The sequence below is a fragment of the Pseudomonas sp. AP19 genome, from assembly GCF_001728855.1.
GTDB classification, from domain to species: domain Bacteria; phylum Pseudomonadota; class Gammaproteobacteria; order Pseudomonadales; family Pseudomonadaceae; genus Aquipseudomonas; species Aquipseudomonas fluorescens.
Map to the genome: position 1 here is coordinate 45,554 of NZ_LXJP01000003.1, position 18,939 is coordinate 64,492.

The 18,939-nt window shown below is 59.1% G+C and carries 17 protein-coding genes; 3 read left to right on the top strand and 14 right to left on the bottom strand.

Going from position 1 to position 18,939, the window contains the following annotated elements; translation table 11 throughout:
* Positions 1-11: 11 nt before the first annotated feature.
* The 4 genes from A7D21_RS04020 to A7D21_RS04035 form a co-directional block, all read right to left on the bottom strand.
* Positions 12-1,106 carry a polyamine ABC transporter substrate-binding protein gene (locus tag A7D21_RS04020; protein WP_053258811.1) on the bottom strand — a complete coding sequence of 365 codons (1,095 nt, stop codon included), beginning with the start codon at positions 1,104-1,106 and terminating at the stop codon, positions 12-14.
* A 207-nt stretch (positions 1,107-1,313) separates the two neighbouring features.
* The gene (locus tag A7D21_RS04025; RefSeq protein WP_053258550.1) at positions 1,314-2,678 is read right to left on the bottom strand and encodes an aspartate aminotransferase family protein; all 1,365 of its coding nucleotides are present in this window, start codon (positions 2,676-2,678) and stop codon (positions 1,314-1,316) included.
* 58 nt (positions 2,679-2,736) lie between these two features.
* Entirely contained in the window at positions 2,737-4,095 is a 1,359-nt protein-coding gene (locus A7D21_RS04030; RefSeq protein ID WP_053258551.1) for a glutamine synthetase family protein, read from the bottom strand.
* A 39-nt stretch (positions 4,096-4,134) separates the two neighbouring features.
* Positions 4,135-4,914: a gamma-glutamyl-gamma-aminobutyrate hydrolase family protein gene (locus A7D21_RS04035; protein WP_053258552.1), complete on the bottom strand. Its 780-nt coding sequence runs from the start codon at positions 4,912-4,914 to the stop codon at positions 4,135-4,137.
* A 278-nt stretch (positions 4,915-5,192) separates the two neighbouring features.
* Here A7D21_RS04035 and A7D21_RS04040 point away from each other — a divergent pair, with 278 nt between their 5' ends.
* Positions 5,193-6,569 (top strand): glutamine synthetase family protein, encoded by a 1,377-nt coding sequence (locus tag A7D21_RS04040; RefSeq protein ID WP_053258553.1) that lies wholly within the window; start codon positions 5,193-5,195, stop codon positions 6,567-6,569.
* A gap of 227 nt (positions 6,570-6,796) precedes the next feature.
* On the top strand, positions 6,797-7,438 hold the full coding sequence (locus tag A7D21_RS04045; protein ID WP_053258554.1) for a TetR/AcrR family transcriptional regulator: 642 nt from the start codon (positions 6,797-6,799) through the stop codon (positions 7,436-7,438).
* Between the two features lie 124 nt (positions 7,439-7,562).
* On the opposite strand, the gene A7D21_RS04050 is transcribed toward A7D21_RS04045, so the two are convergent.
* From A7D21_RS04050 to A7D21_RS04085, 8 genes are all read right to left on the bottom strand, one after another.
* Entirely contained in the window at positions 7,563-7,778 is a 216-nt protein-coding gene (locus A7D21_RS04050) for a molybdopterin-binding protein (RefSeq protein WP_003213899.1), read from the bottom strand.
* Positions 7,779-7,806: 28 nt separating this feature from the next.
* Entirely contained in the window at positions 7,807-8,613 is an 807-nt protein-coding gene (gene ssuB / locus A7D21_RS04055) for an aliphatic sulfonates ABC transporter ATP-binding protein (RefSeq protein WP_069551128.1), read from the bottom strand.
* On the bottom strand, positions 8,610-9,398 hold the full coding sequence (ssuC, locus tag A7D21_RS04060; protein WP_069551129.1) for an aliphatic sulfonate ABC transporter permease SsuC: 789 nt from the start codon (positions 9,396-9,398) through the stop codon (positions 8,610-8,612). The genes ssuB and ssuC overlap by 4 nt, the downstream gene beginning before the upstream one ends.
* Positions 9,399-9,407: 9 nt before the next feature.
* Positions 9,408-10,556, bottom strand: a complete 1,149-nt coding sequence (gene ssuD, locus A7D21_RS04065) for an FMNH2-dependent alkanesulfonate monooxygenase (RefSeq protein WP_053258557.1) — start codon at positions 10,554-10,556, stop codon at positions 9,408-9,410.
* 25 nt (positions 10,557-10,581) lie between these two features.
* Positions 10,582-11,550 carry a sulfonate ABC transporter substrate-binding protein gene (locus A7D21_RS04070; protein WP_069551130.1) on the bottom strand — a complete coding sequence of 323 codons (969 nt, stop codon included), beginning with the start codon at positions 11,548-11,550 and terminating at the stop codon, positions 10,582-10,584.
* Between the two features lie 94 nt (positions 11,551-11,644).
* On the bottom strand, positions 11,645-12,238 hold the full coding sequence (gene ssuE, locus A7D21_RS04075) for an NADPH-dependent FMN reductase (RefSeq protein ID WP_053258559.1): 594 nt from the start codon (positions 12,236-12,238) through the stop codon (positions 11,645-11,647).
* 307 nt (positions 12,239-12,545) lie between these two features.
* The gene (locus tag A7D21_RS04080) at positions 12,546-13,184 is read right to left on the bottom strand and encodes a peroxiredoxin (protein ID WP_053258560.1); all 639 of its coding nucleotides are present in this window, start codon (positions 13,182-13,184) and stop codon (positions 12,546-12,548) included.
* Positions 13,185-13,476: 292 nt separating this feature from the next.
* Complete coding sequence (locus A7D21_RS04085; RefSeq protein WP_053258561.1) at positions 13,477-14,841, bottom strand: OprD family porin; 1,365 nt, start codon at positions 14,839-14,841, stop codon at positions 13,477-13,479.
* A gap of 370 nt (positions 14,842-15,211) precedes the next feature.
* On the opposite strand from A7D21_RS04085, the gene tauA reads away from it, so the two are divergent.
* Positions 15,212-16,198, top strand: coding sequence for a taurine ABC transporter substrate-binding protein (gene tauA, locus A7D21_RS04090; RefSeq protein ID WP_069551131.1), 987 nt, complete (start codon positions 15,212-15,214; stop codon positions 16,196-16,198).
* A 47-nt stretch (positions 16,199-16,245) separates the two neighbouring features.
* Here tauA and argA read toward each other — a convergent pair whose 3' ends face one another.
* Positions 16,246-17,544 carry an amino-acid N-acetyltransferase gene (gene argA / locus A7D21_RS04095; protein WP_053258563.1) on the bottom strand — a complete coding sequence of 433 codons (1,299 nt, stop codon included), beginning with the start codon at positions 17,542-17,544 and terminating at the stop codon, positions 16,246-16,248.
* A 133-nt stretch (positions 17,545-17,677) separates the two neighbouring features.
* Complete coding sequence (gene argE, locus A7D21_RS04100) at positions 17,678-18,826, bottom strand: acetylornithine deacetylase (protein ID WP_053258564.1); 1,149 nt, start codon at positions 18,824-18,826, stop codon at positions 17,678-17,680.
* Positions 18,827-18,939 lie beyond the last annotated feature (113 nt).

An 18,939-nucleotide genomic window follows, 5' to 3' on the forward strand; every position in this document is an offset into this window, starting at 1 on the left:
GGTTCAAAGGCTTATTTGCCCGATTTGATTTTGGTCCAGCTGCGCGTCATTTCACGCTGAGTAGCCGCCGGCAAGTCAGCAATGGCGTAGAGCTTGGCCTGCACATCCGCAGGCGGGTAAATGCCCGGGTCGCTGGTGATGTCTTTGTCGACCAGTGCGGTGGCTTTCTCGTTACCGTTCGGGAAACGGACGCTATTGGTGATAGCGGCCATAACTTCCGGCTTGAGCAGGTAGTTCATGAACTTGTAGGCAGCATCGACGTTTTCGGCATCTTTAGGGATGGCGACCATGTCATAGAAGCTGCCGGCGCCTTCTTTCGGAATGTCGTAGGCAACCTTGACCTTGCCACCGGCTTCAGCCGCGCGGGACTTGGCCTGCTGGATGTCACCCGAGTACCCCACGGCCACGCAGATGTTGCCGTTGGCCAGGTCGGAGATGTACTTGGACGAGTGGAAGTAGCCGATCGATGGGCGCAGCTTGAGGAACAGGTCCTCGGCTTGCTTGAGGTCAGCTTTCTTCTGGGTGTCGGTCGGCAGGCCGAGGTAATGCAGCGCCACCGGCAGCATTTCGGTTGGCGAGTCGAGGAAGCTCACGCCGCAGCTTTTCAGCTTGGCGATGTTTTCCGGCTTCATCAGCACGTCCCACGAGTCGATCTTGTCCACGCCCAGCGCAGCCTTGACCTTCTCCGGGTTGTAACCGATGCCGATCGAACCCCACATGTACGGGAACGCGTGCTTGTTGTCCGGGTCGCTGACCGACACGGCTTTAAGCAGGGATTTGTTCAGGTTGGCGTAGTTGGACAGCTTGGACTTGTCCAGCTCTTGATAGACACCGGCCTTGATCTGCTTGGCGAGGAAGTTGTTCGACGGAACGACGATGTCGTAACCGGACTTGCCTGCCAGCAACTTGGCTTCCAGGGTCTCGTTGCTGTCAAAAACGTCGTACACCACTTTAATGCCCGACTCTTTTTCAAAGTTGGCGATGGTGTCCGGTGCAATGTAGTCGGACCAGTTGTAGACGTGCAGCACTTTATCGTCTGCCTGGGCCGCGCCCGCCATTGCGCCCATCAGGGACAACGCGAGGAGGGTCTTGCCAGCGTTCTTCAAACCTAATGCCTTCATTTGGTGATGCTCCAATTTTTCTTTTTTGGGCCACGTTCTTTAGTCGTCTTACGACCCTTCCAAAGGGCAACAAAACACGGCGACAGTCTGGCAAGTTCAGGGGCCGGCTTTCAACCAAAGCCCCCTTTATTACTGCGTTTTTGTCACTGCCCGCACGCAGCACCCGAAGCCGCTGCGCACTGAGCCTAGCACTTAGCCTTGCAATGCCGCCAAAGTCAGGTCCAGGCACTGGCGAGCCTTGGTCACCAACTCGTCGATTTCCGCCTTGCTGATCACCAGCGGTGGCGAAATGATCATGGTGTCGCCCACGGCGCGCATGATCAGGCCATTCTCGAAGCAGAACGTGCGGCAGATCATGCCCACACCACGGCCTTCGTAACGTTTGCGCGTGGCCTTGTCCTGCACCAGCTCAATCGCCCCGAGCATGCCGACACCGCGAACCTCACCCACCAGCGGGTGATCCGCCAGTTCCCTCAGACGTTTCTGCAAATACGGTGCCGTTTCTTCGTGCACACGGTTAACGATTTTTTCATCGCGCAGAATCCGGATGTTTTCCAGGGCTACCGCTGCCGCCACCGGGTGACCGGAGTAGGTGAAGCCGTGGTTGAAATCACCGCCTTCATTGAGCACGGCAACCACGTCGTCGCGCACGATCAGGCCGCCCATCGGGATGTAACCCGAGGTCAGGCCCTTGGCGATGGTCATCATGTGTGGCTTGAGGTCATAGAAGTCGCTACCGAACCACTCACCGGTACGGCCGAAACCGCAGATCACTTCATCGGCGACGAACAGGATGTCGTACTTGGCGAGGATTTCCTTGATGCGCGGCCAGTAGGTCTCTGGCGGTACGATCACGCCACCGGCCCCCTGGATCGGCTCGGCAATAAAGGCACCGACGTTGTCCACGCCCAGTTCGAGGATCTTCTCTTCCAGCTGGTTGGCGGCCCAGATCCCGAATTCTTCCGGGCTCATGTCGCCGCCTTCGCCATACCAGTACGGCTGGGCGATGTGGGTAATACCCGGGATCGGCAAGTCACCCTGTTCATGCATGTACGTCATGCCGCCCAGGCTGGCGCCGGCCACCGTGGAGCCGTGATAGCCATTCTTGCGGCTGATGATGATCTTCTTGTTCGGCTGGCCCTTGATCGCCCAATAGTGGCGGACCATGCGCAACATGGTGTCGTTGCCTTCAGAGCCGGAGCCGGTAAAGAACACGTGGTTCATGCCGGCCGGTGCGATCTCGGAAATCACCTTGGCCAGTTCCAGCACCGGCGGGTGAGCGGTCTGGAAGAACAGGTTGTAGTACGGCAGCTCTTTCATCTGCTTGGCGGCGGCGTCAGCCAGTTCATCGCGACCGTAACCGATCGCCACGCACCACAGGCCGGCCATGCCGTCGAGGATCTTGTTGCCTTCGCTGTCCCACAGGTAAACGCCGTGGGCTTTGGTGATAATCCGTGGGCCTTTCACTTTCAATTGCTTGAAATCGCTGAACGGCGCCAGGTGGTGATCATTGCTCAAGGCTTGCCATTCACGGGTTTGCGGGTTGTTGCTGGACATACCAATCTCCTAGACTTTTCAGGTGAGGGCGCGCCAATCCTGAGGCGCGCCCGACGCATCAGACGGCGAAGAGCAGGAATTCCCGCTCCCACGAACTGATCACGCGCTTGAAGTTTTCATGCTCGGCCCGCTTGACCGCGACGTAGCCTGTGATGAATTTTTGACCCAAATATTTTTCGATGGTCTTGCTGTTTTCCATACGCTCAAGGGCGTCTTCGATGGTCAGCGGCAGGCGCAGGTTGCGGCGCTCATATCCGCGGCCCACCACCGGCGCGCTTGGGTTATGACCTTCGACCATACCGATGTAGCCGCACAGCAGGCTGGCGGCAATCGCCAGGTACGGATTGGCGTCGGCGCCCGGCAGGCGGTTTTCCACGCGACGGTTCTGCGGGCCGGCATCCGGTACGCGCAGGCCGACGGTGCGGTTTTCTTCGCCCCATTCCACGTTCACCGGCGCCGAGGTGTCGGGCAGGAAGCGGCGGAACGAGTTCACGTTGGGGGCAAACAGCGGCAGCAATTCAGGGATGAATTTCTGCAGGCCACCGATGTGGTTGAGGAACAGCTGGCTCATGGTCCCGTCTTCATTAGAGAAGACGTTCTTGCCGGTGGCGATGTCGATGATGCTCTGGTGCAGGTGCATCGCGCTGCCGGGCTCGCCGGTCATGGGCTTGGCCATGAAGGTGGCGGCCACGTTGTGCTTGAGTGCGGCCTCGCGCATGGTGCGTTTGAACACCAGGATCTGGTCGGCCAGGGACAGCGCATCGCCATGACGGAAGTTGATTTCCATCTGCGCGGTGCCGTCTTCATGGATCAGGGTATCGAGGTCCAGCTCCTGGAGTTCACACCAGTCGTAGACGTCTTCGAACAACGGGTCGAACTCGTTGGCCGCTTCTATAGAGAAGGACTGGCGACCGGTCTCCGGGCGCCCGGAACGGCCGATCGGCGGTTGCAGCGGGAAGTCCGGGTCTTCGCAGCGTTTGGTCAGGTAGAACTCCATCTCCGGCGCCACAATGGGCTGCCAGCCTCGGTCGGCGTAGAGCTGGAGGACTTTCTTAAGCACGTTGCGCGGCGACAGCTCGATCGGGTTGCCTTGCTTGTCGTAGGTGTCGTGAATCACCTGGGCGGTAGGCTCGATGGCCCAGGGCACCAGGAATACGGCGTTCTGGTCGGGGCGGCAGATCATGTCGATGTCGGCCGGGTCGAGCAATTCGTAATAGATGTCGTCTTCGACATAGTCGCCGGTCACGGTCTGCAACAGAACGCTCTCGGGCAGGCGCATGCCTTTTTCGGCAATGAACTTGTTGGTCGGCGAGATCTTGCCCCGGGTGATACCGGTGAGGTCGCCAATCATGCATTCGACTTCTGTGATCTTGTGGTCTTTCAACCAATCGGTGAGCTGGTCGAGGTTGTTACTCATAAATGCCTCTGGGCTGTGTTTCCTGACATCCATTAAAGGTCAGGCGTTGTTTGACGCAGCATCCGCGTCGCGTTGCATCGCCCGCTTTCGACAGGCCGAGCCAAAAGCCTGGAAGATCGCGAGGTAGTGCGGGTTAGAGCTTACCTGCCATTCGGGGTGCCATTGCACTCCTAAAGCAAAAGCCTTGCCCGCGGTGTAAGAAAAAGCTTCGATCAACCCATCCGGCGCAGTGGCTTCGACCTGCAGCCCCGGCGCCAGGCGATCGACACCTTGGCCGTGAATCGAGTTGACCTGAATGGTCTGCGGCAACCCCAGGCTTGCCAAGACGCCATTCGGGGCGATCGCGACGCTGTGCGCCGGGCCGTACTGAATTTCAACCGGCTGGGTGTCATCTTCGCGGTGATCCATCATGCCCGGCACTTCATGAACCTTCTGGTGCAGGCTGCCGCCCAACGCCACGTTCATTTCCTGGAACCCACGGCAGATGCCCAGCACCGGCACGCCTGCCGCAATCGCGGCACGCAGCAACGGCAGCGTGGTCTGGTCCCGTGCAGAATCATGAGCAGTCCCGGGCGTGCTGGCCGGACCGTCGTAGAGAAAAGGTTCGATATTGGAGGGGGAGCCGGTAAACAGGATGCCATCCAGGCCGTCAAGAATATTGGCCGGTTCGAGCAGATCGCCCAAGGATGGAATGATCAATGGCAAGCCCTTGGCAGCGGTGGCCACTGCACGGACGTATTTGTCGCCACTGATGTGATAAGCATGCAGACCGACCTGTTTGGAGCAGGCGGTGACGCCGATTAACGGCAGGCGAGACATGAAGCACCCCGGTATTATTGCTGTTATGGGTTTGAATCGAGCTTAGCCTTGTTCATTTTTTTACACAACACCCCCGTAAAAAATACAACACGGCCCGCTCAAGCCTGCTAGTCCCAAGGCCATCAAACCCAAAAAACCGCCCCAAAAAGCCCCAAAAAAGGCCTGGAGGCGCTTTTTTAGGGCAAAAAAGGCCTCGCTTGACTTCGGCTAGCCGTTCGGGTTGACTGAAACCAGAAAAGATCAATGATTGATATTTTTAACAACAAAGGTGTTGCATCATGTCGGTACCCCCGCGTGCCGTTCAGCTTAACGAAGCGAACGCGTTCCTTAAGGATCATCCTGAGGTTCTGTACGTAGACCTTCTAATTGCGGATATGAATGGTGTGGTGCGCGGCAAGCGCATCGAACGCACCAGCCTCCACAAGGTTTACGAGAAGGGCATTAACCTGCCTGCCTCTTTATTTGCCCTGGATATCAACGGCTCGACGGTGGAAAGCACTGGCCTGGGTCTGGACATCGGTGATGCTGACCGAATCTGTTATCCGATCCCTGACACCCTGTGCAATGAGCCGTGGCAAAAGCGCCCAACCGCGCAACTGCTGATGACCATGCACGAACTTGAAGGTGAACCTTTCTTCGCCGATCCTCGCGAAGTGCTCCGCCAAGTTGTCAGCAAGTTTGACGACCTCGGTTTGACCATCTGCGCAGCCTTCGAGCTTGAGTTCTACCTGATCGACCAGGAGAACGTGAACGGCCGCCCACAACCGCCCCGCTCGCCGATCTCCGGCAAACGCCCGCACTCGACTCAGGTCTACCTGATCGACGACCTCGACGAATACGTCGACTGCCTCCAGGACATTCTGGAAGGTGCCAAAGAGCAAGGCATCCCGGCTGACGCGATCGTCAAGGAAAGTGCCCCGGCGCAGTTCGAAGTGAACCTGCACCACGTGGCCGACCCGATCAAGGCTTGCGATTACGCAGTACTGCTCAAGCGCCTGATCAAGAACATCGCCTACGACCATGAGATGGACACCACCTTCATGGCCAAGCCTTACCCAGGCCAGGCAGGCAATGGTTTGCACGTACACATTTCGATCCTGGACAAGGAAGGCAAGAACATCTTTGCCAGCGAGGATCCCGAGCAGAACGCCGCATTGCGTCACGCGATCGGCGGTGTGCTGGAGACCCTACCCGCCCAAATGGCGTTCCTGTGCCCCAACGTCAACTCCTACCGTCGTTTCGGCGCACAGTTCTACGTGCCGAACTCGCCGTGCTGGGGCCTGGACAACCGGACTGTGGCGATTCGCGTACCGACCGGCTCCTCGGATGCCGTCCGTATCGAGCACCGCGTAGCCGGTGCCGACGCCAACCCTTACCTGCTGATGGCTTCGGTCCTGGCAGGTGTGCACCACGGTCTGACCAACAAGATCGAACCGGGCGCACCCGTGGAAGGCAACAGCTACGAGCAAAACGAACAGAGCCTGCCGAACAACCTGCGCGATGCCTTGCGCGAGTTGGACGACAGCGAGGTGATGGCCAAGTACATCGATCCTAAATACATCGATATCTTCGTCGCCTGTAAGGAAAGTGAGCTGGAAGAGTTCGAACACTCCATCTCCGACCTTGAGTACAACTGGTACCTGCATACTGTGTAAGCAGTGGTTGCACTGAAAAACGCCTCCGGCCTTTGGTCTGTGGCGTTTTTTTATGGGTTTCTTCCGGTGGACCGAGTCGGCCTCATCGGGAGCAAGCCCCCTCCCACAGTTGACTGCATTGCAAGGTTGGAACTCAGTCAACTGTGGGAGGGGTGCTCCCGATGGCGCCTTGGCAGACAACACCGGTTCCTGCTCATACAATGCCCGCTGCCTTGTAGGAGACTTCCATGACCACCCGCCCCGCCGCCCCTCGCAAACCCCGCGCCCGCAGCCAGGCCCGGATCGACGCGATCCTCGACGCCGCCCGCACCTTGCTGGCGACCGAAGGCGTGGCCAGTTTGTCGATCTACAGCGTGGCGGAACGGGCACAGATTCCACCGTCGTCGGTGTATCACTTTTTCGCCAGCGTGCCGGCGCTCCTCGAAGCGTTGACCGCCGATGTGCATGCAGCCTTTCGTGCAGCCATTCAGGCACCTATCGAGCACGCGTCACTCAAGCACTGGCGCGACCTGTCCTGCATCGTCGAACAGCGCATGCTCACGGTCTACGAGCACGACGCCGCCGCACGCCAGCTGATCCTCGCTCAGCATGGGCTCACCGAAGTGACCCAGGCCGACCGCCAGCATGATCTGGAATTGGGGGACTTGATGCTGGCCGTGTTCAACCGCCACTTCGAAGTGCCGACGCTGCCTGAGGATGTGGATGTGTTCGCGTTGGCGCTGGAGCTGAGCGACCGCGTCTATGCGCGCTCGGTGCATCAGCATGGGCAGATTACGCCGCGCATGGCTGAGGAAGGCATGCGGGTATTTGATGCGTATGTGGGGCTTTATTTGCCGGCATATCTGCCCAAGCGCCAAGTATTGGGTTGACTGCGCCGGCCTCTTCGCGAGCAAGCCCGCGCCCACATTTGAAGGCATTCCACTGTTGGAACTCGGTCAAATGTGGGAGCGGGCTTGCTCGCGAAAGCGGCCTTAAAAGCACCGCAAATCCCGATCACAACTTGGCGATCGACACCTCGGTGGACTTAACGAAGGCAATCACTTCGCTGCCAATCACCAACTCCAGCTCTTTGACCGAACGGGTAGTGATCACAGACGTCACGATACCGGACGCCGTCTGCACGTCGATTTCCGATAGCACGTCACCTTCGACGATTTCCTTGATGGTGCCTTTGAACTGGTTACGCACGTTGATGGCTTTAATAGTCATGGTGTACTTCCTTCGAGGGACAAGTGAGTTATTGAGCCCAACGCAATTGCGTCGGCAGCGGTGAAACAGGTTCGGGCTCCGGCGGCGTGCCGGGCAGCGACAGCACACGGTTAAGCACTTGGGCTTCCAGCGCAGCCAGGCGATGCGAGCCACGGGCGCGGGGGCGCGGCAGATCGACAATCAGGTCCAGGCCGATTTCGCCGTCTTCGATCAGGATGACCCGGTCGGCAATCGCCACGGCCTCGCTGACGTCGTGGGTCACCAGCAACACGGTGAAGCCGTGCTTCTGCCACAGGTTTTCGATCAGTTGCTGCATCTCGATGCGGGTCAGGGCGTCCAGGGCGCCCAGGGGTTCATCGAGGAGCAGCAGGCGCGGTTGGTGAATCAGCGCACGCGCCAAGGCCACCCGTTGCTTCTGGCCACCGGACAAGGCCGCCGGCCACTCATTGGCACGCTCGGCCAGGCCAACCGCCTCCAGCGCCTCCAGCGCTTTGGGGCGCCAGTTACCGTTGAGACCCAGGCCCACGTTGTCGATGATCTTTTTCCACGGCAGCAGGCGTGCTTCCTGGAACATCAACCGCGTGTCTTCAATCGCTTCGCTCAGCGCTGCGGAGCCGGCCAACAGCTCGCCGCCGCTGGCTTTGTCGAGGCCGGCCAGCAAGCGCAGCAAGGTACTTTTGCCACAGCCACTGCGCCCGACCACGGCCACAAACTGCCCAGCGGGGATGTGCAGGTCGATGTCCTTAAGGACTTCGCGCGTACCAAAGGCCTTGCGCAATTTGCGCACCGCCAGCGGGATACCCTTGAGCAGGCGCGGAGGTTGTTGAGCGGTCATGCCGCACCTACTTTGTTCACTTGGTAAGCCGGGTGCCAGCGCAGCCACACACGTTCCAGACCGCGCGCAGCCAAGTCGGCGAGTTTGCCGAGGATGGCGTACATGACGATGGCCAATACCACCACGTCGGTTTGCAGGAATTCACGGGCATTCATCGCCAGGTAACCAATGCCGGAGCTGGCCGAGATGGTTTCCGCCACGATCAGCGTCAGCCACATAAAGCCCAGCGCAAAACGCACGCCGACCAGAATCGAAGGCAACGCGCCCGGCAGGATCACCTGACGGAACAGGCTGAAGCCGGACAAGCCGTAGCTGCGCGCCATTTCCACCAACGCCGGGTCGACGTTGCGAATGCCGTGGTAGGTATTCAGGTAAATCGGGAACAACGTGCCAAGGGCGACCAGGAAAATCTTCGCGGTCTCGTCAATCCCGAACCACAGGATCACCAGCGGAATCAGCGCCAGGTGGGGCACGTTGCGGATCATCTGTACCGAGCTGTCCAACAGGCGCTCGCCCCATTTCGACAGGCCGGTGATAAAGCCCAGGGCCAGGCCGATGCTGCCACCGATCACAAAGCCCAGGCCGGCACGCCAGCCGCTGATGGCCAGGTGCGTCCAGATTTCGCCGCTGCGCACCAGGTTAACCCCGGCTTCGATGACCGCACTCGGCGCCGGCAGAATGCGTGTCGACAACCAACCCGCCGACACCGACAACTGCCACACCGCGAGCAATAAGACCGGTAGCACCCAAGGCGCGACACGATGGCTTAATTTTTCAACGTTCATGACGGCGCCTCAGCTCTGCGACGCAGCTTTGGGAAGGATGTCGTTGGCGACCATCTCGCCGAACGGGCTGACGTAACCGGCACTTTTCGGCAACGCGGGACGTTCAATGTCCAGGTGCGGAAACAGCAGCTCAGCCACGCGGTACGACTCTTCCAGGTGTGGATAACCGGAGAAGATGAAGGTATCGATGCCCAGCGCAGCGTACTCATTGACGCGTGCCGCCACGGTGGGGCCATCACCTACCAGCGCCGTACCGGCACCACCGCGTACCAGGCCGACACCGGCCCACAGGTTGGGGCTGACTTCGAGGTTGTCACGGTTGCCGCCGTGCAAGGCCGCCATGCGTTGCTGGCCGACGGAGTCGAAGCGCGCCAGGGACGCCTGGGCGCGGGCGATGGTCTCGTCATCCAGGTGGGAGATCAGTTTGTCGGCGGCTTTCCACGCCTCATCGTTGGTTTCCCGCACGATCACATGCAGACGGATGCCGAAACGCACCGTGCGCCCCAGTTTCGCGGCCTTGGCCCGCACCTGTTCAATTTTTTCCGCGACCGCGGCCGGAGGCTCGCCCCAGGTCAGCACCATTTCCACTTGTTCAGCGGCCAGGTCCTGGGCGGCTTCGGAGGAGCCGCCGAAGTACAGCGGCGGACGCGGCTGCTGGATCGGCGGGTAGAGCAATTTGGCGCCTTTGACGCTGATGTGTTCGCCGTCGTAATCCACGGTTTCACCTTCCAGCACACGACGCCAGATGCGGGTGAACTCCACGGAGGCCTGATAGCGCTCTTCGTGGCTGAGGAACAAACCGTCGCCGGCCAGCTCTTCCGGATCACCGCCGGTCACCAGGTTAAACAGCGCACGGCCACCGGACAGGCGGTCCAGGGTCGCCGCCTGACGCGCAGCCACCGTCGGGGAAATGATCCCGGGGCGCAGGGCGACGAGGAATTTCAGACGCTGGGTCACCGGGATCAGCGAGGCGGCCACCAGCCACGAGTCTTCGCAGGAGCGGCCGGTCGGGATCAGCACCCCGCCGAAACCCAGGCGGTCGGCCGCCTGTGCCACTTGTTGCAGGTAACCGTGGTCAACGGCGCGAGCGCCTTCGGCGGTACCCAGGTAATGGCCGTCGCCGTGGGTAGGCAGGAACCAGAAAATAGTGAGGCTCATGGAGTTGTCTCCTGAAGAAGTCGAATTACGGCGCTTTGGCAACGGCGGCGGGTGGCGTCCAGATCACGTCCTTGATGCTCAAGGGTTTGGGGATCAATTTGAGCTGGTAGAAGCTGTCGGCGATTTTCTGCTGGGCGGCGACCACTTCCGGGGTCAGGAACAGCGCGCCGTAGCCTTGGCGCTTCACCGAGATCAGGGTGATGTCAGCCGGTAGGCCGAGCAGCGGTGCGACTTGTTCCGTGACTTCCTGCGGGTTGGCTTTGGACCACTCACCTACCGCACGCACTTCTTCCACCAGCGCCTTGATCACATCCGGGTGCTGTGTGGCGTACGGTTTGGTGGCCAGGTAGAACTGGTGGTTGTCGGCGATGCCGGTGCCATCACGCAGGGTGCGCGCTTGCAGTTGTTTTTCGGCGGCGGCCTGGTACGGGTCCCAGATCACCCAGGCGTCGACGCTGCCACGCTCGAACGCGGCGCGGGCATCGGCGGGCGGCAGGAACACGGTGTGCACGTCGGTGTATTTCAGGCCGGCATCCTCCAGGGCGCGTACCAGCAGGTAGTGCACGTTGGAGCCTTTGTTGAGCACGATTTTCTTGCCTTTGAGCTCGGCCACGGAGTTGATCGTCGAGTCTTTGGGCACCAGGATCGCTTCACTGGTCGGCGCAGGCGGTTCGTAGGCGACATAAAGCAGATCGGCGCCGGCTGCCTGGGCAAATACCGGCGGGGTTTCGCCGGTGACGCCGAAGTCGATGGAACCGACGTTCAGGCCTTCGAGCAGTTGCGGGCCACCGGGGAATTCCGTCCACTGCACCTGCACGCCTTGGGCGGCCAGGCGTTTTTCCAGCGTGCCCTTGGCTTTGAGCAACACCAGGGTGCCGTACTTTTGATAACCGATCCGCAGGGTTTCGGCGGCGTGGGCTTGAACCATGGCGCCGAAGGACACAGCCGCAGCAAACAGTGCGACCAGACCACGACGCAAGATGACAGTGCGCATGGCGCTCTCTCCAAAAAATGCGATTGGGGGGTTGGCTGCACCTGCTTGGCCGTTGGCGGCTGAGTAAGGTGAGTACTACAAAATCCGGTAAGGCTTAAATGCTCCAGCGAGCACTCAACAAACGGTCATTCAACACATTGGGATCAAGGGGTTTCGGGCGACGGGCCATGGCGCTGTAGAGGGTCTCCAGGGCCTCGTGCAAACGCTGTTCAAGCACTGGCACCAGTTGCGCCTGGGCACTGCCCTCGCCGTAAGCGATCTGGCTGTCTTCGGCAAAGATGCCGTGGAGCAGCTCCTGGGCTTTGAGCGCCGACAACACCGGCTTCAAGGCGTAGTCCACTGCCAGCATGTGGGCGATGCTGCCGCCGGTGGCCATCGGCAAGACGATCTTGTGGGCCAGGGCGCGCTCAGGCAGCAGATCGAGCACGGTTTTCAACGCACCCGAGAACGAGGCCTTGTAGACCGGCGTGGCGATGACCAGGCCGTCGGCGTTGGCGACTTGCTGCAACAGATCGATAACTTTGGGGCTGTCGAAGCGGGCGTGCAGCAAGTCTTCGGCCGGGAAGTCCCGTATCTGATAACTCACCACTTCCACGCCTTTGTCTTGCAGCCACTGACGGGTTTTTTCCAGCAAGACCCCGGAGCGGGAACGCTGGCTGGGACTGCCTCCAAGTGTTACGACCAGCATGCAGGTATTCCTTGAGCAAGTGTCGGCGGTTCGCTGTGTGCGGTGGCGCCAAGATGGGACAGACCATATCAGCTGATTTATATATCTATAAATCTTATTTTTTCATTTGTTTATTCCCTAAAAATATATGAGATTTATGAATCTTCAGACGAAAAAAAAGGCCGTCGAAACGGCCTGAAAACCCCTGCTGTGTGAGACGGTCTACAACTTGAAATGCGCTCAAAATGTGGGAGCGGGCTTGTTCGCGAAGGCGGTGTGTCATTCAAAGGTGCATCAACTGACAGCCCCTCCCACACTGGATTATGTGTCAGCGATTAGGCTGTGGGGTCAGCCGCAGATACGGCTTCACCGCGCGATAGCCTTTGGGAAAGCGTTGCTTGATTTCTTCCTCGTCCTTGAGCGACGGCACAATCACCACGTCATCGCCGTCCTGCCAATTGGCGGGTGTGGCGACCTTGTGGCTGTCGGTCAGCTGCAGCGAGTCGATAACCCGCAGGATTTCGTGGAAGTTGCGGCCGGTACTGGCCGGGTAGGTAATGGTCAGGCGAATCTTCTTGTTCGGGTCGATCACGAACAAGGAGCGCACGGTGAGGGTGTCACTGGCATTCGGGTGGATCAGGTCGTACAGGTCCGACACCGTGCGATCGGCATCCGCCAGGATCGGGAAGTTAACGACCGTGTTCTGGGTTTCGTTGATGTCTTCGATCCACTTGTGGTGCGAGTCCACCGGGTCTACCGACAGCGCAATCGCCTTGACGCCGCGCTTGGCGAATTCGTCCTTGAGCTTGGCGGTAAAGCCCAACTCGGTGGTGCACACCGGAGTGAAGTCCGCCGGATGGGAAAACAGCACGCCCCAGCTATCGCCCAGCCATTCATGGAAGCGAATCTTGCCGGCGCTGGAATCCTGTTCAAAGTCGGGGGCGATGTCGCCCAATCTTAGGCTCATGGTGTGGCTCCTGGTGAGTGCTTATGGAGCCTACTGTGCATGGGTTATAGATTATTTAAAAAGAATAAATATCGCTTTATTTAGATGATAAACGAATATTAAAAATCAATTCATTGGACGCGGGAAACGCTGAGGATCAACATCCAACACAAGGTTCGAGAAGGCCTTGAGACGCTGTACCAAGAGGGGTTTCAGGAAGGGCTTGCGGGGGTTGAGCCCGACTTGAAAAGAAAGACACCTTGCCCGGCATTGCGCCGGGCAAGGTTTACAGTCTTACAACAGCTTCACGCTACTAGAACAGTGGCAGCGAGTAGCTGACGATCAAACGGTTTTCGTCCTGGGAACGGGTGTTCGCCAGATCGGTACGCCACATAGCGTTTTTCCAGGCAACGCCGAGGTTTTTCAGCGGGCCTTCTGGAATCACGTAGGCAACGGTGATGTCGCGTTCCCACTCGGACTGACCGGTGGTTTCAGCGCGACCAGCGTTGTTGGCGATGGTGTCGATGTCGCTACCTTTGAGGTACACAACACCGGCCGTCAGGCCTGGCAGGCCAACCTTGGCGAAATCGTAAGCGTAACGTGCTTGCCAGGTACGCTCGCCTGCGCGGGCGAACTTCTGGATTTGCATGTCAGTAGTCAGGTACGCCGACGAACCGTCACCTTGGTTCAGCCACGGGAAGTCGCTGCTGCCGTTGCTGACCTGGTAACCACCACCAAACGTGTGACCTGCAACGGTGTACAGGAACAGGCCGCTGTACAGGTTGTTGTCAACCTTACCCTTGCCGGCGTTGAAGGTGTTGTAGTTGCCGGTGGTGTAATAGGCAGGCGTGTTACCGTTCAGACCGTCGTCGGTGCTGTGGAAGTAACGCAAGTCAGACTTCAATACGCCCGGGCCGATCGACCAGTTGTGGGTCAGACCCAGGAAGTGTTGCTTGTAGAAGTCTTCCAGGTTGCCGTAGTAGTACTGGGCAGTCAGATCCTTGTTGATCTTGTAGTCACCACCTGCGTAGTAGAACTTATTGACGAACTTGCCGGCGCTGTAGTTAGAGCTACCGTTGGCACCGCCCAGCGACAAGCCTTCGTTGTTGCTGGAGTTACGGCCCTTGGCATGCTCAATCTGACCACCAACCAAGGTCAAATCCTTGATGTCGTTGGTAGTGATCTGGCCACCTTGGAAGGTTTGCGGCAGCAGACGACCGTCGTTGGTCACGATAACTGGCAGCTTAGGCTGCAAAGTGCCCAGCTTCAGTTCGGTCTGGGAGACTTTGACCTTACCGGTCACGCCCAGGCTGGCGAAATCACTGACAGCCTTGTTGCCGTCGCTTGGGAACACAGTGCCGCCCGAAGAGGTGCCGCTGTAGTTGCCGTGGTTATCGCGGCTGGAGTCCAGACGCATGCCGTACAGGCCGATAGCGTCAACACCAAACTGAACGGTACCTTGGGTGTAACCCGAGATGAAACGCAGGTCGAAGCCTTGGCCCCATTCTGCGTTCTTGCTACGGCTGCTCGCCGTAGGCGCGCCGTCACGGTTGTCAGTGTTGATGTAGAAGTTACGCAGACCCAGAGTGGCCTTGCTGTCTTCGATGAAACCGGCAGCGCCTGCTTGCTGAGCGATTGCGCCCAGGGTCACAGCCAACGCCAATGTTGACTTCTTCATGTACCGCTCCTCTCATTTCTAATTTTTGTATTTCTTTGGTCCCGGATCTGACGCCCTGGATCCACAGATGCGCGATTAGCGCCAGATAGTGACTACCAAGTCAATCGTAACTTTGTATGTCTACTACCTTGGTCTAAACGCTGTTGATTTGGTCCCTGCAGGGTAATGAGTTTTTCATACACCCAAAAAGAATTGTTTCATTCTTTTTCATACGATTCAGGAATAAGACTTTGCATGCAGCAAGCCGGTCAGCATAGACCAACCGCCCCATAAGCTAATTCCTAAATGGTATTTACTAGCCTTTTTTTAGATCGATTAGTGTTGCCGTACAGTTGCATACGTCACCCACGATCAAAAAGGCGACGCCATCATGGCCAAAGGCACATCCTCTCGTCAATTTGTTACAGTTTTTGTGTCACTAATAATTTCTTTTGGTGTCCAAGCGGCCGATTTAACCATCGGCTATCAAACCGGCATCGACCCCAGCAAAGTCGCCCAGGCCGATGGGCTCTACGAAAAGGCGTTTGGCGAGAAGATTGCCTGGCGCCGATTCAACAGTGGGCCGCAAGTCGTCACGGCTATCGCATCCGGCGATGTACAAATCGGTAACCTGGGTTCCAGCCCTCTAGCAGCGGCGGCTTCACGCAATCTACCGATCGTAGCCTTTATGGTATCGGCGCAGATCAATGCTTCTGAAGCGCTGGTGGTGCGTAATGGCAGCGGCATCGACACACCAGAGGACCTGGTCGGCAAAACCATCGCCACCCCCTTCGTCTCAACCTCTCATTACAGCCTGCTCGGCGCGCTGAAGCATTGGGGCCTGGACGCCCAAAAAGTCAACGTGGTGAACCTGCAGCCCGCAGAGATTGCCGCCGCGTGGAAACGTGGCGATATCGACGGTGCGTTCGTGTGGTCGCCAGCCCTGGGCGAGATCCGCAAGACCGGAAAAACCCTGACAGATGCGGCCCAGGTGGGCCAGTGGGGAGCGCCGACATTCGAAGTGTGGGTGGCACGCAAGGATTTCGCGGAAAAACATCCTGACGTAGTGGCCAAGTTTGCCAAGGTCACGCTGGATTCTTTCGCCGACTATGCCGCCCATAAAAACGGCTGGACGGTAGACTCTGAACCGGTGCAGAAAATCGCCAAATTGACAGGTTCGAATGCCGTGGATATTCCTGAGCTCTTGGCCGGCACCACCTTCCCGGATGCCCAGGCGCAGCAAACCGAAGCCCTGCTTAAAGGGGGCACAGCGAAGGCGATTGGAGAGACAGCGACGTTTTTGCAGGAACAGGGGAAGATCGAAGCGGTGTTGCCGGATTACTCAGCGTACGTGACCGACAAGTTCATCAACCCGTAAGCCAGCTCCTGCAGGAGCCGGCTTTTTATCAGGCAGGAAAATCGGCGTTAGAGGGCCTTCTCGAAAATCTTCGAATTACGCTGGTAGTTGTACAGCGAGGCTCGCGCCGAAGGCAGACGATCAACGCTGCTCGGTACAAAACCACGCTCACGGAACCAGTGGGCGGTACGCGTGGTGAGGACAAACAGCGTCTTCAACCCCTGCGCTCGGGCTCGGGTTTCGATGCGCTCCAGCAACACATCACCGCGCGCACCGTGGCGGTATTCCGGGTTCACGGCCAGGCATGCCAACTCACCGGCGTCCGAGTCTGCGATTTGATACAGCGCCGCACAGGCGATGATCATGCCTTCGCGTTCGACCACACTGAACTGCTCGATCTCACGCTCCAGCACTTCGCGCGAACGCCGTACCAGAATGCCCTGCTCTTCCAGCGGGCTGATCAGGTCGAGCAAACCGCCGACATCTTCAATCGCCGCTTCGCGCACCAGTTCAAATTGCTCCTGGGCCACCAGCGTACCGCCGCCATCCCGGGTAAACAGTTCGGTGAGCAATGCGCCGTCTTCGGCGTAGCTGACGATATGGCTGCGCCCTACGCCGCCACGGCAGGCTTCGGCGGCGGCGTCGAGCAGTTCAGCCTGATAGTTGTTGCCCAGGCGCTGCAGGTGCGCCGGCACTTGTTGCGGGCGCAGCTCACGAACCAGGCGACCGTGTTCATCGATCAGCCCCAGGTCGGCGCCAAACAGCAGCAGCTTGTCCGCACCCAGGTCGATGGCGGCGCGGGTGGCAACGTCTTCGCAGGCCAGGTTGAAGATCTCCCCGGTGGGCGAGTAACCCAACGGCGACAGCAGTACGATGGAGCGCTCATCCAACAGACGGTTGATGCCCTTGCGGTCGACCCGGCGCACTTCGCCGGTGTGGTGGTAATCCACGCCTTCCAGCACACCGATCGGCCGCGCGGTGACCAGGTTGCCGCTGGCCACCCGCAGGCGCGAGCCTTGCATCGGCGACGAGGCCATGTCCATGGACAGGCGCGCTTCGATCGCAATACGCAGCTGGCCGACCGCGTCGATCACACACTCCAGCGTCGCGGCATCGGTGATGCGCAAGCCTTCGTGGTAAACCGGGGTCAGGCCGCGCGCTTCAAGGCGCGCTTCGATTTGTGGGCGCGAACCGTGGACCAGCACCAGCCGCACGCCCAGGCTGTGAAGCAGCACCAGGTCGTGAACGATATTGCCGAAGTTGGGATGTTCCACACCGTCGCCGGGCAGCATGACCACAAAGGTGCAGTCGCGGTGGGCGTTGATGTAAGGCGAAGCGTGACGAAGCCAATTGACGTATTCGGGCATAACACCTGGGCCTGTAATAAAAAGCAGCCAAAAAAGGATGAATCGTGAAAGCGCACAGCGGGCTGATGGTTATCGTCGGAACAGGCTTGGCGACACGCTCACTCTCCTTATGTACGAATGGGCTGGGGTTAATTTATGCAGGTTTGAGGCAGTAATGTTCGATCAGTTCTCGCAATAGACGCACTGTAGGCGTCAAGCGTGACATTTCGAGGTACTCGCCTGGCTGGTGAGCGCAGGCAATATCGCCAGGGCCGAGCACCAGGGTTTCACAACCAAGGCGCTGAAGATAAGGCGCTTCGGTGCCGAACGCTACTGCTTCGGCACGATGACCGGTCAATCGCTCCGCCACCCGCACCAGCTCGGCGTCTTCGGCCTGCTCGAACGGCGGCACTTCGGGGAACAGCGGCGCGTAGTCGATCTTGACTTTGTGGCGCTCGGCCAAGGGTTCGAGCTTCTGCCGGATAGCGTCGCGCAGTACTTGCGGGTCCATGCCCGGCAAGGGCCGCAGGTCGAATTCCAGGGAACATTGACCGCAAATGCGGTTGGGATTGTCGCCACCGTGGATGCAGCCGAAGTTCATGGTCGGTTGCGGCACGCTGAATTGCGGGTTGCGGTACTCACGCTGCCAGGCCAGGCGCAGGCCACGCAGTTCGCCGATGGCGTCGTGCATGGCTTCAAGAGCGCTGTGGCCCAGGCTTGGGTCCGACGAATGGCCGCTTTGGCCCAAAATATCAATACGCTCCATCATCACGCCTTTGTGCAGGCGGATCGGCTTAAGCCCCGTCGGCTCACCGATCACCGCCGCGCGACCCAACGGGCGCCCCGCCTCGGCCAGCGCGCGAGCGCCGGACATGGAGCTTTCTTCGTCGCAGGTGGCGAGGATCAGCAACGGTTGCTTGAACGGCTGATCCAACAATGGCAACACCGCTTCAATGGCCAGTGCAAAAAAGCCCTTCATGTCGCAGCTGCCCAACCCCACCCAACGGCCGTCGACTTCCGTCAGTTTGAGCGGGTCGGTTTTCCACAGCGCAGCATCATAAGGAACGGTGTCGCTATGACCGGCCAGCACCAGGCCGCCAGGGCCGCTGCCAAAACTGGCGAGCAGGTTGAACTTGCCAGGGCTGACTTGCTGGATATCGATGGCAAAACCCAGGTCGCCCAGCCAACTGGCGAGCAGGTCGATCACCGGGCGGTTGGTCTGGTCGAGAGACGCTTGGGTGCAACTGACCGACGGCGCGGCAACCAACGCGGCGAATTGCTCTTTCATGGACGGTAACGGCATGCGCGGCCTCTCAACTTCCCGGATGAGCCCCACTATAGAACCATCTGCACGACACAATAAACCGTTGCGGCGCGTTGCCGGGCTCAGTCCTGTACACTGCACGACCTTGGCAG

Bases quoted from the DNA above. Each gene is read 5' to 3' on its own strand.
- A7D21_RS04025 (WP_053258550.1), bottom strand. From the start codon at position 2,678: ATGTCCAGCAACAACCCGCAAACCCGTGAATGGCAAGCCTTGAGCAAT.
- A7D21_RS04030 (WP_053258551.1), bottom strand. From the start codon at position 4,095: ATGAGTAACAACCTCGACCAGCTCACCGATTGGTTGAAAGACCACAAG.
- A7D21_RS04035 (WP_053258552.1), bottom strand. From the start codon at position 4,914: ATGTCTCGCCTGCCGTTAATCGGCGTCACCGCCTGCTCCAAACAGGTC.
- A7D21_RS04040 (WP_053258553.1), top strand. From the start codon at position 5,193: ATGTCGGTACCCCCGCGTGCCGTTCAGCTTAACGAAGCGAACGCGTTC.
- A7D21_RS04045 (WP_053258554.1), top strand. From the start codon at position 6,797: ATGACCACCCGCCCCGCCGCCCCTCGCAAACCCCGCGCCCGCAGCCAG.
- A7D21_RS04050 (WP_003213899.1), bottom strand. From the start codon at position 7,778: ATGACTATTAAAGCCATCAACGTGCGTAACCAGTTCAAAGGCACCATC.
- ssuB (WP_069551128.1), bottom strand. From the start codon at position 8,613: ATGACCGCTCAACAACCTCCGCGCCTGCTCAAGGGTATCCCGCTGGCG.
- ssuC (WP_069551129.1), bottom strand. From the start codon at position 9,398: ATGAACGTTGAAAAATTAAGCCATCGTGTCGCGCCTTGGGTGCTACCG.
- ssuD (WP_053258557.1), bottom strand. From the start codon at position 10,556: ATGAGCCTCACTATTTTCTGGTTCCTGCCTACCCACGGCGACGGCCAT.
- A7D21_RS04070 (WP_069551130.1), bottom strand. From the start codon at position 11,550: ATGCGCACTGTCATCTTGCGTCGTGGTCTGGTCGCACTGTTTGCTGCG.
- ssuE (WP_053258559.1), bottom strand. From the start codon at position 12,238: ATGCTGGTCGTAACACTTGGAGGCAGTCCCAGCCAGCGTTCCCGCTCC.
- A7D21_RS04080 (WP_053258560.1), bottom strand. From the start codon at position 13,184: ATGAGCCTAAGATTGGGCGACATCGCCCCCGACTTTGAACAGGATTCC.
- A7D21_RS04085 (WP_053258561.1), bottom strand. From the start codon at position 14,841: ATGAAGAAGTCAACATTGGCGTTGGCTGTGACCCTGGGCGCAATCGCT.
- tauA (WP_069551131.1), top strand. From the start codon at position 15,212: ATGGCCAAAGGCACATCCTCTCGTCAATTTGTTACAGTTTTTGTGTCA.
- argA (WP_053258563.1), bottom strand. From the start codon at position 17,544: ATGCCCGAATACGTCAATTGGCTTCGTCACGCTTCGCCTTACATCAAC.
- argE (WP_053258564.1), bottom strand. From the start codon at position 18,826: ATGCCGTTACCGTCCATGAAAGAGCAATTCGCCGCGTTGGTTGCCGCG.